Raw genomic sequence first — 13,796 nt, 5'->3', positions numbered from 1 at the left:
GCCTCCTAGAATCCCCGCGCCGCGGTGAGCAGCTCGCGGCTGATCGCGGCCTCCGGTGTGCGGAACAGGTCGCGCACCGGGCCCTGCTCGGCCACCCGGCCGTCGTCCAGGACGACGACGCGGTCGCAGAACCGCGCGACGATGCCGAGGTCGCGGGTGGCCAGCAGCAGCGCCCGGTTCTCCCGCGACCGCACCAGCGCCTCGATCAGCTCCAGCACCTGCGCCTGGATGGTGACGTCCAGGCCGGCGGTCGGCTCGTCGGCGACGATGAGGTCCGGGTCGCAGATCAGCCCGACGGCGATGACGACGCGCTGCGCCATCCCGCCGCTGAGCTCGTGCGGGTACGCGTCCAGGCGGCGGGATGGGTCCGGGATGCCGACCGCGCTGAACATGTCCAGCACCCGGGCCCGGGCCTCGGTCCTGGAGACCGCCTCGTGTGCCCGCAGCACGTTCGCCACCTGCCGGCCGACCGGCAGCATCGGGTGCAGCAGCCCGTGCGGGTTCGACCCGATGAACCCGATCCGGGCGCCGCGGATGCGCTGCTGGCGCCGGTGGTCCAGCGTCAGCAGGTCGGCGTCCTCGAACCGCACCTGCCCGCTGACGACGGTGGCCGACGGGCGCAGCGTCTGGGTGAGCGTCGAGACGAGCAGCGACTTGCCGGCGCCGGAGTCGCCGACGACGCCGACGATCTCGCGCGCCGCCAGGGCGAGGTCCAGCGGGCCGAGGGTGAACGGGCGGTCCGCGTCGTTGCCGACCTCCAGGCCGGCGACGTCGAGCACAGGGGTGTCAGCCACGACGGCTCCTCTGCTGGTTGGCGACGGTGATGCCGTTGGAGACGAGCGCGAACGCGACGACGGTCAGCGCCAGCGCGATGCCGGGGAAGACCACCGGCCACCACTGCCCGGTGAACATGCCGCCGGAGCCGTCGCCGATCATCACGCCCCACTCCGCCGTCGGCGGCTCGACGCCCGCGCCGACGAAGCTCACACCGGCGACCAGGATGATCGACATGCCGAGGGTCACCGACATCTGCGCGAGGATCGGGCTCAGCGAGTTCGGCACGATGTGGCCGAGGATCACCTGGCGCGGCCGGCAGCCGGAGACGCGGGCGGCGTCGATGAACATCCGGCCGCGCAGCGTACGGGTCTGGCTGTGCATGAGCCGGGCGTAGATCGGGGCGTTGACGATCGCCAGCACCGCGATGATGTTCGGCAGCGAGCCGCCCACGATCCCGAGCAGGCACATCGCCAGGATGAAGAACGGGAACGCCTGCACGACGTCGAGCGTCCGGCTGATCGCCTCGCCGACGACGCCCGGCGCGTACCCGGCCAGCGCGCCCAGCGGCACGCCGAGCAGCGCCGCCAGCAGCGTGCCGACGCCGGCCAGCAGCAGGTCGACGCGGGGCGCGTAGACGACCCGGGAGTAGATGTCCAGGCCGGACCGGTCGGTGCCGAGCCAGTGCTCGCCCGACGGCGGCTGCAGCACCGGCCCCGACACCCGCAGCGGGTCGTGGGTGGCCAGCAGCGGCGCGAGCAGCGCCACCAGCAGGATCACCGCGACGGCGATCAGCCCGATCAGCAGCTGCGGGTTGCGCCGCCGGGCCGGCGTGGACGTGGGCGTGGGGGCGACGGTGGTCATCGGGTCCCTCCGGTGGCGCGGACCCGCGGGTCGATCCAGGCGTGCACGAGGTCGATCGCCAGGTAGACGAGCAGCGAGAGCAGGGCGGCCAGCAGGACGACGCCCTGCAGTGCGGCCCAGTCGGCGCTCTGCACCGCCTGGACGGCGTACTGGCCGACACCACCCCAGCTGAAGATGGTCTCGGTGAGCACCGCGCCGGCGATCAGCATCGTGTACCAGACGCCGGCCAGCGTGACGATCGGCGGCAGCGCGCTGCGCAGCGCGTACCCGACGATGCGCCGCTGCGGCAGCCCGTTCGCGCGGGCGAGGGTGATGTAGCCCGACGTCAGCGCCTCGCCGACGCTGCTGCGGACCATCCGCAGGATCGGCGCGGTGTTGATGAAGACCAGCGTGAGCACCGGCAGGATCAGGTGGTCGAGGTGGCTCACGAGCACGTCGACGTCGCCGGTGACGACGGTGTCGATCAGCACCGAGCCGGTGATCACGTCCGGTGAGCCGAACGCCTCGTCGTACTGGCCGACCGGCGCGACCGCGATCGGGAACGTGTAGTAGAAGACGAACACCATGATCATGGCGAACCAGAAGTCCGGCACCGCGCCCGCCATCAGCGAGTACACGTAGCTGATCTTGTCGCCGATGCGGCCCAGCAGGTTCCGGGCGAACCCGCCGGCCAGCCCCAGCAGCAGCGCCAGCACGATGATCACCGCGAACGACACGGTGATCAGCTCCAGCGTGGCCGGGGCCCGGCGGGCGATGTCGTCGAGCACCGGCTGGCCGGTCGTCCACGACGTGCCGAGGTCGCCGCGCAGCAGCCCGCCGAGGTAGCGGACGAACTGCGCCGGCCACGGGTCGTTCAGCCCCAGCTCGTCCTCCAGCGCCGCCACCGCCTCGTCCGACGCGCTGCTGCCCAGCCGAGCCCGGGCCTGGCTGCCCGGGGTCAGCTGGATCAGCAGGAAGCTGACGAAGCAGATCAGCAGCAGCTGCGGGACGAGCAGCGCCAGGCGCCGGCCGATCAGCCTGCTCATGGCGCCGCGTTCATCGCGCCAGCTCGATCTCGTCGAACCGGATCGTGCGCGACGGGTAGGCGGTGATGCCCTTGACGTGGTCGCGGCGGGCCACGACGTAGTGCGGCTGGGCCAGGAAGACCGCCGGCGAGTCCGCCACGATCTGGCGCTGGAACTCCTTCGCCACCGCCTCGCGCTCAGGCCCGTCCATCGTCGTGAGCAGCACATCGATGAGCTGGTCGGTGGAGTCCGACGCGTACCCTGCGACGTTGGCGAACGCCGTCGAGCGGTAGTAGAGGAAGCAGTTGTAGCCGATGTCCGGGGTGAGGGCGAGGTCCTGCCAGATGGCGGCACCCTCGTACTGCTTGCCGGTGAGCCGCTCGGTGAACGCCGCCGCGGACAGCTTGTTCAGCCGGAAGTCGATGCCGATCTCGCTCAGCGCCGACTGCGCCAGGATCGCGACCTGCTCCGAGACCGGCTCGCTGGAGTTGCACAGCAGCTCGCAGCTGAACCCGTTCGCGTAGCCGGCCTGCGCCAGCAGCTCGCGCGCCTTGTCCGGGTTCGCGCCGTCGCCGTAGATCCAGGCGTCGGGGTCGAAGTACGGGTAGTCGCGGCTGATGACGCCCTTCCACGGCGAGGCGTAGCCCTGGTACACGTCGTCGACGATCTGCTGGTAGGGCATCGCGTAGGCGACGGCCTGCCGCACGAGCGGGTCGTCGAACGGCGCCACGTTGTTGTTCATCATCATGAAGAGCAGCAGGAACAGCGACTCGTCGAAGTTGTCGACGACGACGCCGTCGGCCCCCTCCAGCGACTTCAGCTCCGTCGGCAGCAGGTCGCGGACGATGTCGACCTCACCGGACCTCAGCAGCGCCACCCGGGTGCTGGACGAGTCGACCTGACGGTGCACGACGGTCTTCACCGCCGGCGCGCCGCCGTGGTAGTCGTCGAAGGCGGTGAACACCGTCTGCTGGCCCGGCTGGTGGCTGGTGATCGTGTACGGGCCGTGGCCGGCGTCGGAGCCGTTGGCCTTCATCCACTCCGTGGCCCACGGGTCGGCGTCGGTGCCCGCCGCCCGGGAGGCGACGGCGTCGAACAGGCCGAACGCGAAGTTGTTCTGCAGCAGGATCTTGAACAGCGGGCTCGGCTGCTCGGTCGTGACCTCGAGGGTCTGCGCGTCGACGACGTTCCAGCTGATCCGCTCGCGCGGCAGCAGCCCGGCGACGAAGTTGTAGAACGAGCCGAGCACCCAGACCTGCTGGTGCCGCTCGATCGCGTACGCGAAGTCCTCCGCCGTCAGCGGGTTGCCGGAGTGGCTGGTGACGTCGTCGCGGAAGACCAGCGTCCAGGTGAGCCCGTCGTCGGACACGGCGGGCTCCTCGGCCAGCAGCCGCAGCTCCCAGGTGCTGGAGTCGAAGTCCGGCACCTGCGAGCCGCCGTCGCCGAACGGCCGGCGGGAGAACTCGACCAGCGGCTCGAAGAGGTTGTTCATCGCCTCCATCGAGGCCGCGCCGATCTCGTACTCACGGTCGAGCGAGGCCATCAGGGCGCTGACGGCGATGGTGAGCTGAGCGCCGTCGCCGCCGGAGGACGGTGCTCCGGACGGCGCCGGCCGGCGGCTGCAGGCCACCGTGCCGAGCAGGGGCAGGGTGACGGCGGCGCCGCCGAGTTTGAGCAGACTGCGTCGCGAGATCATCCCGTGGTCGTTCACGGGACCACCTCCTCACGGGTCGGGCCGACGGACGCGGGCGCGCGTCAGTCGAACAGTGGCTTGTGGTTGAAGCCGGGGAGCACCAGGTGACCGGCGTCGACGGGGACCGCCGTCCCGGTGATGAAGCGGGCGTCGTGGCCGCACAGCCACGACACGACGTCGGCCACCGCGGACGGGTGCAGCGCGGGCCGGTTACGGAGGACGTGCCACTGCCGCGTCGCGGCCAGGTAGTCGTCCTCCGTCGCGTCGTCGCGTCCGAAGATCCACTTCAGGTTCGTGCTGTTGTTGCCCATGACGGTGTTGACCGCGCTGGGCATGACCGCGTTCACCCGGATGTTGGCCGGGCCGAACTCGAGGGCGAGGTTCTTCGTCAGTCCGAGGACCGCGTGCTTGGACGCGGTGTAGTGGGCGATGCTCTCGCCGGGCTCGACGCCGTTGACCGACGACGTGAGCACCACGCTGCCCTGCTGCCGGGCGACCATGTGCCGCAGCACCGGCTGGACGGTGTTGAACACGCCGGTGACGTTGATGTCCATGACGTCGGCCCACTGCTGCGGGCTGAGGTCGAGGAACGGCACCCACGTCACCAGGCCGGCGTTGGCGCAGACGACGTCGATCTTCCCGGCCCACGCGACGGCGTCGTCGACGAACGCGTCGACGGCGGCGTGGTCGCGGGCGTCCACGACGGCGGACAGCACCTTCCGGCCGGTCTCCTCGACCAGCGCGACCGTCTCGGCCAGGTCGTCCGTGGTCGCGCCCGGGTACTGCGACGTCGCCGGCTGCTCGCACAGGTCGAACATGGCGATGTCGGCGCCCTCGCGGGCCAGCCTGACGGCGATCTCGCGGCCCTGACCGCGGGCTCCGCCGCTGATCAACGCCACCTTGCCGGCATGCCGACCGGCCTCGAAGCCCTGGTCCGCGCTCATGCCGCCACCTCCTGTCCGGCCGTCGCCAGCACCGCCTCGACCACGCGTTCCGGACTCGGGATGTAGGCGTCCTCCAGCACCGGCGCGAACGGCACCGGGGTGTGCGGCGGGGTGACCATCCGCGGCGCGGCGGTGAGCCAGTCGAACGCCCGGCTGCTGACCAGCGCGACGATGTCGGAGGCGACCGAGCAGCGCGGGGTGTCCTCGTCGACGACGACGAGCCGGCCGGTGCGCTCGACGGACTCGAGGATCGTGGTGAGGTCCAGCGGCGCCACCGTGCGCACGTCGATGATCTCGGCCTCGATGCCGCGCTCGGACAGCTCCTTGGCCGCCTTCTCGGCGACCGAGAGCATGCGGGCGATCGTCACGATCGTGACGTCGCCGCCCTCGCGGGCCACCCGGGCCCGGCCGATCGGCACCGGCTCGTCGCCCTCCGGCACCGGTCCCTTGGTCTCGTAGAGCGCCTTGTTCTCCAGGAACAGCACCGGGTCCTCGTCGCGGATGGCCGCGATCATCAGGCCCTTGGCGTCGGCCGGCGTGGCCGGGACGACGACCTTGAGGCCCGGGAAGTGCGCGACCGACGAGTAGTGGCTCTGCGACTGCGTGCTGCCGGCGCGCGAGCCGGCGCCGATCATCGCGCGGATGACGATGGGGACGCCCGGCGCGCGGTCGCCGCGGGCGTAGCGCAGCTTCGCCGCCTGGTTGATGATCTGGTCCAGGCAGACGCCCATGAAGTCGAGGAACTGCAGCTCGGTCACGGTGCGGTAGCCCGCGGCGGCGGCGCCGATGGCGGCGCCGATGAACGCGGACTCGGAGATCGGCGTGTCGATGACGCGGTCCCGGCCGAACTCGGCGACCAGGCCGCGGGTGACGCCGAAGACGCCGCCCCACGCGTCGGCCCGCTCGAATCCCGGGATCGTGGCGCCACCGGACACGTCCTCGCCGGTCACCAGCACCCGCGGGTCGCGGGTCATCTCCAGCCGCAGCGCCTCGTTGATCGCGTCGGCGAACGACAGGGTCTTCATCCTCGGTCCTCTCTGCTGACGATCAGCGGACGGCCAGGCCGTCGCGGTCGATGACGACGTTCGGGTCGGCGTACACGCCGGTGAGCACCGTCGACGGGTCGGGGTAGGGCGCGGCGCGACCGGCCTCGACGGCGCCGTCCACCTGCTCGGCGACCTCGTCGTCGACCCGGTCCCGGACGTCGAGCCAGTCAGGCTGGGCCGCGGTGAGCACGTCGTCGAGCAGCCGGAGCGGGTCGCGGCGGCGGAAGTCGGACTCCACCTCGGGCCGGCGGTAGGACCGCTTCGGCTCGCCCTCCCAGGCGCCGTGGTAGCTGTAGGTCAGGCACTCCAGGTAGGACGGGCCGTCGCCGGCGCGGGCGCGCTCGACGGCGCGGCCGGCCGCCTGGTGCACCGCCACCACGTCCTGCCCGTCGACCCGCTCGGATGGCAGGCCGAACCCCTCGGCCCGCGCGAACGGCGCGGCCGCGGAGGCGTACTCGACGGTGGTGGCCTGGCCGAACAGGTTGTTCTCGCAGACGAAGACGACCGGCAGCCGCCACACGGCGGCGAGGTTCATCGCCTCCAGCACCGTGCCCTGCTGTGCCCCGCCGTCGCCGAAGAACGCGACCGCGACCGCTCCGGTGCCGGCCAGCTTGGCCGCCTGCGCCGGGCCGAGCGCGAGCGGCGCGCTGGCCCCGACGATGCCGCCGCTGGCGAGGTGGCCGACGGCGGGGTCGGCGAGGTGCATCGAGCCGCCCTTGCCGGAGTTCGAGCCGCCGGCGCGGCCGTACAGCTCGATCATCATGGCCGTCACATCGACGCCCTTGGCCAGCGCGTGCCCGTGGTTGCGGTGCGCCGAGGTGATCATGTCCGCGCGCTCCAGGTGCGCGATCACACCGGCGGCGACCGCCTCCTGGCCGGAGCACAGGTGCAGGAAGCCGGGCAGCTCACCCTCGGTGAACAGCTCGTGCACGCGCTCTTCGAACGCTCTGATCAGGGCCATCGTGCGGTAGAGGCCGACCAGGGTGTCGCCCGGCAACGGAAGCGTCCGGTCGGGCGTGGCTTGCTGGGTCATCGCGTCTGCCTCTCTTCTACTGGCGGGGCTGGGACTGTGGCGCGAACGTGGAGCTGAGCCGGTACACCTGGTCGCGCAGGTGCTCCAGGTGGGTGGTGATCAGCGCCGACGCGCGGTCGGCGTCGTGCTCGCGGACGGCGCGCAGGATCTCGCGGTGCTCGTCGACCTGCTGGTGGCGGGCCTCGACGGACTGCACGGCCTGGGCGTTGAGCAGCGTCCACAGCGGGTGCTCGTCGAGGTCGACGAGCGCGGTCGTGAACGCCGCGAGGTGGGCGTTGCGGCAGCGCTGGAGCAGCAGCGCGTGGAACTCCAGGCCGAGGCTGACGAAGTCACCGAGACCGTCGACGTCCTCGGCCAGGCCGGCGGCGCGGTCGATCAGCTCCTCGATCTCGGCCGCCTCCGCCTCGGTGATCCGCTGCGCCGTGAACGCGACCGCCACCGGCTCGACCGCGAGCCGCGCCTCGAGCACTTCCGCCGTCGGCACCTGGAACGAGGCGCCGGTGAGCAGCTCGCCCATCGCCGAGGAGCGGGTGCCGTCGTGTGCGACGTAGGTGCCGTCGCCGGAGCGCACCTGCAGGATGCCGACGACCTCGAGCGCCAGCACCGCCTCCCGGACGGTCAGCCGGCTGACGCCCATCAGCTCGGCGAGGTCGCGGTCGGAGGGCAGCCGCGAGCCGAGCGGCGTCTGGCCGGAGCCGATGGCCTGGAGGATCTGGAACGCCACTTGCAGATAGCGCCGATGGACGCCGCGCACTGGCCTGAAGGTCTGCTGGTCTGACCGCATGACCGGTGATGCTGCCAGAGCCCCAGCGGGTCGTCAAGGTTTCGGCACGGAGTGCCGAAAAAGATCAGCCCTGGGGCGCTCGGCGGAACAGCCAGGGCATCGGCAACACCGGGCTGCGTGCGTAGAGGTACGTCGACACCGCGCTGACCGCGGGCAGCTCGCTCACCCGGTCGGCGAGTGCGACCAGCTCAGCGGGGGTGTCGCAGACCACTTCGAGGGTGGCCGAGAAGCGGCCGACGGCGCGTACGGCGATGCTGATCTTCGGCTGCGCGACAGCGAACTCCAGTGCCGCGCCGATGTGCGGGCCGGTGAGCGTCAGGCCCAGCATGCCCATGGTGCCGGCGTGCGCGGAGCTTCGGTCGAGCACCGCGGACGCCCGGATGACGCCGTCGTCGAACAGCGTCTGGGCGCGCCGGCGCACCAGCGAGTACGGCTGGCCGATCTGCTCGGCGAGGGTGCGGAACGTCATCCGCGGGTCGCGCACCAGCAGCCGCAGCAGGTCGCCGTCGAGGCCGTCGTAGCTGCGCCGGGCGCCGGCCTGGGTGGACTCCGGCCGCCCCTCGCCCTCCCACTTGAGGACGTCGACCAGGCGCCACATCTCCAGCCCGCGCACACCGGGGATCCGGCCGACGACCGAGGTCGCGTGCTCCAGCAGCTCGGCGTCGTCGGTGGCGGCGATCTCACAGATGACGTTGTGCTCACCGAGCGTGAGGGCGACGAACGTGACGAAGCTCAGCGACCGCAGCGTCTCGACCAGCTCGGCGACGTCGCCGCGGTAGTCCAGCCCGAGCGTGCCGAGGCAGAAGTACCCCAGGCTGCTCGGATCGACGACGCCGATGATGCGCAGCACGCCGTCGTCGGTCAGCTTCGCGATGCGGGCACGGACGGCGTCGGCCGACAGCCCGACCTCCTCGCCGATGCGCGCGGCGGGGCTGCGCCCGTCGTCACGCAGGCACTGGAAGATCTCGTGGTCCTTCTCGTCCATCAGAGCGAAGTCACCCCTCGGCACGCCACGCATGATCACGTGTCACTTCAAGAAAATCAGCAAACATCCCTTGCATCCTAGCGTCAGGACGTCAATACTCCGTGCCATTAGGTCGGTCGATGTCAATCGGCCCAAGGAGGCAGCCATCATGACGGTGACCCGCATCCAGCCCGGCGCCGGCGTCGCGACGCCCGAGAGTACCGAGCCGCGGCGGTCGCCGGGCCGGGCCGCTCCGAGCTGCCGGGAGTGACGTGACCATCTCCGCCCTCCCGCTGACGCGGCCGCACGCAGCGGCGCCGCACACCCGCTCCTGCACCGCGTCGGACCTTGCCGCCGCCGGGCTAGGCCTGCGGCTGCTCGGCCCGGACGACACCGACGCGAGCGTCACCTGGGTCACCGAGACCGAGCAGGCCGACCCCACGCCGCACGTGGTGCGGGGCTCGCTGGTGCTGACCCGCGGCCGCCGGCTGCGCACCGTCGCCGACCAGGTCACCTTCGTCCACCGCGTCGGGAGCGCCGGCGCCTCGTGCGTCGGCTTCGGGCTGGACGGCCCGCTCCGCGCCGTGCCTCCCCCGGTCGTGTCCGCCGCCGCCGACGCCGGCCTGGCCGTGCTCACCGTCGCCGCCGGCACGCCGTTCGCGGCCATCAGCCGGTACGTCGCCGACCAGGTGATCCACCGCGCCGACTGCCTGACCGCCAGCCGGCAGGCCCAGGCGCAGACCGTCCTGCTGGAGACCGTGCTGTCGACCGGCAGCGTCCAGGCGACCGTCGCCGCGCTGTCGCGCAGCCTCGGCCAGCACGTCCGCGTCGTCGACCCGCAGGGCGGGATCATCGCGCAGTACCCGCCCGCGCACGCCGTCGCCACCCCGTACGACGCGCACCACCTGGGTGCCCGGCCGCGCGGCGGCGAGACCCGGACGCCGATCACGGCCGGCGGCGTGCCGGCCGGCTACCTGATCACGCCCGAGCCGCCGGATTCCGCCGACATGCTGCACTTCGCCGTCGGGCTGATCGGCCTGGAGCTGGCCCGGCACGCGGCCGAGCTGAGCGGCCGGCGCGAGCTGGCCGGCCAGGTCATCGAGGACATCGTCCGGCGTGCGCTGTCGCAGCCGGAGGCGGAGCGGCGGCTGGCCCGGCACGGCGTGGTGGCCGCCGAGCCGCACGCCGTCGTGCTGGGCCGGTTCGCCGACCCGCGGCGCGACCTGTCCCGTCAGGTGCTCCCGCTGCCCATCGACCGCGCCGAGAACGTCGGCCTGTCCGCCCACGTCGACGGCGCGCTGTGCCTGGTGGTGCCGGAGAGCGGCGACCCGGACGAGTACGCCCGCATGCTGCACGCCCACCTCGTCGCCCTAGGCGGCACGCCCCACGTCGGCGCCGGCACCACGCTGCCCGGCGCCGACGGGCTGCGCACCAGCTACCTCGAGGCCCGCGAGGGCCTCAGCCGCGGCCCTGGCGTCAACCCGCGCCGCGCGCTGAGCCTGTCCGGGCTGCTCATGGCGCAGGAGCAGCCGGCGATGGCGGAGCTGGCCCGGGAGTGCCTGCAGCCGCTGATCGAGGCCGACCAGCGCACCCCGGCCAACCTCATGGGGACCGTGCGGGTGCTGATCGACGAGGACTTCTCCATCGCGCGCGCCGCCGAGACGCTGGTCGTGCACCGCAACACCGTGAAATACCGGGTGGCGCAGATCGAGCGGCTCACCGGCCTCGACCTGTCCGCCACCGCGGGGCGGATGCAGCTGTGGCTCGCGGTGGCCACTCACCCGGCGGGCGAGGCGGGCGGCTGACGAGCCCCGGCCACCAGCCGCCCGGCGGCCGCCGCGCCGGCGAGCACCGTCGCCGCCGCCGTCAGCACCAGTGCCGTCGTCGCGCCGAGGCCGTCCAGCGCCACCACCAGGAGGATCGACGCGGCCGTGATCGGCAGGCCGGTGAGGTACTGGCTCGCCGCCAGCCGCACCGGGATCCGCTCCGGCGCCGCCCACGACGCGCTGGTCGCGACCACGTTCGCGCAGGCGATGCCGACGGCGACCGCGGCGCCCGACAGCACCGACGCGGCGGCCAGGCCGGCGATGCCGAACCCGCCGGCCAGCATCACCACCACGGCGGCCACCTGCAGCGCCGTCGCCCCGGCGACGATGGCGGCGACCGGCAGCCGGCGCACGAGCGGCCAGCAGGTCGCGCCGGCCGCCGCGGACGTCAGGTCGCGCAGCAGCACCAGCACGACGATGCCGGCCCCGGTCGACCCGGCGGACCAGCCGCGGTCCAGCAGCGCGACCGGCACCAGCGAGTTGCCGACGATCACGCACAGCCACACGAGCAGGTTGACCAGGCTGGCCGCCTGCACCGCGCGGTCGCGGCGCAGCAGCGCGCCGGTCTCGGCGAAGCGCCGCCGCAGCGGCACGGAAACCGCCGGAGGCGCACCGGCCGGCCCGGACGTGCTCCACCGGCTCAGCAGCACGACCACGCCCGCGCCGGCGGCGAGCAGCGCCGCGCCCGCCGCGTACCGCTCACCGGCGACGACCCAGCCGGCGGCCAGCCCACCCAGGCCGGACCCCAGCCGTTGCGCGGCGCTGTTGAGGCCCTGGCCGGGCGATGCCGGGCCGAGCCGGCCCACCTCGGTGAGCAGCGCGAGCATCGCGACGGCCCGGGCCACCCCGAAGACCAGCGCGGTCCCGACGACGGCGGCCACCGGCAGCCCCGCCGGGGTCAGCGACAGCGCGCCGGACACCAGCAGGCCGGCCGCGCACCAGGCCACCACCGCGCGTCCGGCGCCGCGCCCCAGCCGCGCGGTCGCCGCCGGCGTGGCCAGCAGGCCGAGCCCGAGCGCCGCCCCTATGACGACGCCCACCAGGTACTGCGCGCCGGCCAGCCGGGTGAGCAAGAGCGCCGGGACGGCCGCCGCGAACAGCGTCTCCAGCGCGCACACGAGCGCCAGCGAGCCGAACAGCGGCAGCCGCGGCGGACGCCCGCCGGTCACCTCCAGTAGACCGGCGGGCGCCGCCTACCGGCCGGAGCACACCGGCCGACCGGCGCACGCCGCCGGTCGCACGCCGGCGGGCGCCGGTCGCTCACGCGATGCGCTCGCCGTAGTCGCGGCTGGTCGGCAGGGTCCACTCGAAGCCGCGGCTGGTCTGGATGTACTCCGGCCAGGGCAGCTCGTGCGGCGCGGCGAAGTCGGCCGGCAGCAGCGGGCTCACCAGGCGCGGGTCGGCCTGGCCGCGGCGCCGGTCGTACTCGTCCTTGGCCGCCGCCAGCATCGCCTCGTCGTCGATCACCTGCAGCGCCGTGGCGGCGATGGTCTGGCCGCCCTTGATCCAGCACGGGTCGATGGCGGCCGGGTAGCCGTTCATCGCGTTGTTCGCCCAGTGCCACAGGTCGATGCCGAGCTGGCCGAGGAACGGCTTGGACGTGAAGAAGCGCACCGTCGGCGCGTGCCAGGAGTACTCGGTGTAGTCGTCGGCGCCGGTGCAGTCCTGCCAGGGCACGAGGTGCTCGCGGATGCTGCGGTCGGTCTCCTGCGGGCTGATCAGCACCTCGTTCTCGGGCAGGAACGGCGCCTCCGACGGCTCCAGCCCGACGGCCTTCTCCAGCTGCGCGGCGAACGCCCGCGCGTCCGGCCCGAACGTCGTCGGGCCTAGCTCGGTGAGGTTCTCGTACAGCGCGGTCGTCAGCGCGTGGTTCGGCAGGCCAGGGCGGGTCCGGGTGACCCAGCGCATGGACACCTGCGTGTTGGTGATGGCGGCGACGTGGCGGGCGTTGCGGACGAGGATGTCCTGGATCTGCTCCTGGATATCGTACAGCGGCGAGCGCCAGCTGAACTGCAGCTGCGAGATGCGCGGCGGCAGGTTGTCGGCGGTCGCGTGGCTGGCCCCCAGCACCGCCTCGTTGAGCGTCCACGAGCCCGTGCTCGGGAACATGTTCTCTTTGGTGTACTTGGTCGTCGTGACCATGAGGCTGAGCGCGTCCAGCGCCCCCGGCGAGCGCACGAGGTTGTGGCTGCCGACGGAGTTGCTGCGGAACAGCTCCTTGCCCCACGGCTCCTCCTCCACGCACTCGAACGTGAAGACCACCGACCAGTAGAGGCAGTTGGTGATGTCCCACAGCGCGGTGTTGTGCCAGTACGGGTGGTAGCTGATGGCCGCGTCGAGGTCGTCGTAGTAGCCCTTCGCCGCGTGCACGGCCTTGGACCCGCAGACCTTCTCGGCCGGCTCGCCGAACAGGTGGATCGTGCCGGGCCCGCCGGTCTCCTCCAGCGCCCGCTTGGCCGCTATCGCGCCGGCCAGCGCGCCGACGCCGAGGGCGCTGTGCGCGTCGGTGAAGCCCGGCGCCCAGTGGTGCAGCCCCGGCTGCGGGCCCCGCTCGGCGACGGCATCCTGGCTGTAGCCGGGCGTGGCGTCGTACTCGGCGTAGGCCGCCACCTGCGGGCCGCCGCTCCCCCACGTCGCGTGGAACGCCGTCGGCATGCCGCCGGAGCCCTCCTCGACCTCGAAGCCCTCCGCCCGCAGCCGGTCCACGTACAGCTTGGCCGACCGGTACTCGCGCCAGGCGCTCTCGGAGTACGACCAGATCTGACGGTGGAACTCGGACAGCTCGGGGGCGAGGTCCTCGACGAGCTCGACGGCCAACGACTGCCGGCTGGTGAACGTCATGAACGGATGTCCTTTCTGGAGAA

At 72.8% G+C, this 13,796-nt stretch carries 12 protein-coding genes; 1 reads left to right on the top strand and 11 read right to left on the bottom strand.

Going from position 1 to position 13,796, the window contains the following annotated elements:
• Positions 1-5 precede the first annotated feature (5 nt).
• From BLU82_RS06375 to BLU82_RS06335, 9 genes are all read right to left on the bottom strand, one after another.
• Positions 6-794, bottom strand: coding sequence for an ABC transporter ATP-binding protein (locus BLU82_RS06375; RefSeq protein WP_092617279.1), 789 nt, complete (start codon positions 792-794; stop codon positions 6-8).
• The gene (locus BLU82_RS06370; protein WP_092617276.1) at positions 787-1,638 is read right to left on the bottom strand and encodes an ABC transporter permease; all 852 of its coding nucleotides are present in this window, start codon (positions 1,636-1,638) and stop codon (positions 787-789) included. The genes BLU82_RS06375 and BLU82_RS06370 overlap by 8 nt, the downstream gene beginning before the upstream one ends.
• A complete protein-coding gene (locus BLU82_RS06365; RefSeq protein WP_157740654.1) occupies positions 1,635-2,663 on the bottom strand; it encodes an ABC transporter permease in 1,029 nt (342 codons plus the stop codon). Before BLU82_RS06365 ends, BLU82_RS06370 begins: the two co-directional genes overlap by 4 nt.
• Positions 2,664-2,673: 10 nt before the next feature.
• Positions 2,674-4,353: an ABC transporter substrate-binding protein gene (locus tag BLU82_RS06360; RefSeq protein ID WP_092617273.1), complete on the bottom strand. Its 1,680-nt coding sequence runs from the start codon at positions 4,351-4,353 to the stop codon at positions 2,674-2,676.
• 44 nt (positions 4,354-4,397) lie between these two features.
• Entirely contained in the window at positions 4,398-5,279 is an 882-nt protein-coding gene (locus tag BLU82_RS06355) for a mycofactocin-coupled SDR family oxidoreductase (RefSeq protein ID WP_092617270.1), read from the bottom strand.
• Positions 5,276-6,304, bottom strand: a complete 1,029-nt coding sequence (locus BLU82_RS06350) for an alpha-ketoacid dehydrogenase subunit beta (protein WP_092617265.1) — start codon at positions 6,302-6,304, stop codon at positions 5,276-5,278. Before BLU82_RS06350 ends, BLU82_RS06355 begins: the two co-directional genes overlap by 4 nt.
• Before the next feature lie 22 nt (positions 6,305-6,326).
• The gene (locus BLU82_RS06345; RefSeq protein ID WP_092617262.1) at positions 6,327-7,358 is read right to left on the bottom strand and encodes a thiamine pyrophosphate-dependent dehydrogenase E1 component subunit alpha; all 1,032 of its coding nucleotides are present in this window, start codon (positions 7,356-7,358) and stop codon (positions 6,327-6,329) included.
• Between the two features lie 16 nt (positions 7,359-7,374).
• Positions 7,375-8,112 (bottom strand): FadR/GntR family transcriptional regulator, encoded by a 738-nt coding sequence (locus tag BLU82_RS06340; protein ID WP_172885549.1) that lies wholly within the window; start codon positions 8,110-8,112, stop codon positions 7,375-7,377.
• A 94-nt stretch (positions 8,113-8,206) separates the two neighbouring features.
• Positions 8,207-9,151, bottom strand: a complete 945-nt coding sequence (locus tag BLU82_RS06335) for an Lrp/AsnC family transcriptional regulator (protein WP_172885548.1) — start codon at positions 9,149-9,151, stop codon at positions 8,207-8,209.
• A gap of 227 nt (positions 9,152-9,378) precedes the next feature.
• On the opposite strand from BLU82_RS06335, the gene BLU82_RS06330 reads away from it, so the two are divergent.
• Positions 9,379-10,911 carry a PucR family transcriptional regulator gene (locus BLU82_RS06330; RefSeq protein ID WP_092617252.1) on the top strand — a complete coding sequence of 511 codons (1,533 nt, stop codon included), beginning with the start codon at positions 9,379-9,381 and terminating at the stop codon, positions 10,909-10,911.
• Here BLU82_RS06330 and BLU82_RS06325 read toward each other — a convergent pair.
• Together BLU82_RS06325 and BLU82_RS06320 are read right to left on the bottom strand one after the other, a co-directional pair.
• The gene (locus BLU82_RS06325; RefSeq protein WP_092617249.1) at positions 10,884-12,101 is read right to left on the bottom strand and encodes a hypothetical protein; all 1,218 of its coding nucleotides are present in this window, start codon (positions 12,099-12,101) and stop codon (positions 10,884-10,886) included. The genes BLU82_RS06330 and BLU82_RS06325 overlap by 28 nt on opposite strands.
• A gap of 91 nt (positions 12,102-12,192) precedes the next feature.
• Positions 12,193-13,773, bottom strand: a complete 1,581-nt coding sequence (locus BLU82_RS06320; RefSeq protein ID WP_092617246.1) for a hypothetical protein — start codon at positions 13,771-13,773, stop codon at positions 12,193-12,195.
• Between the last annotated feature and the right edge of the window lie 23 nt (positions 13,774-13,796).

This window comes from Jiangella sp. DSM 45060, assembly GCF_900105175.1.
Classification (GTDB): Bacteria; Actinomycetota; Actinomycetes; order Jiangellales; family Jiangellaceae; genus Jiangella.
This window is presented reverse-complemented; position numbering and strand designations above follow the sequence as displayed.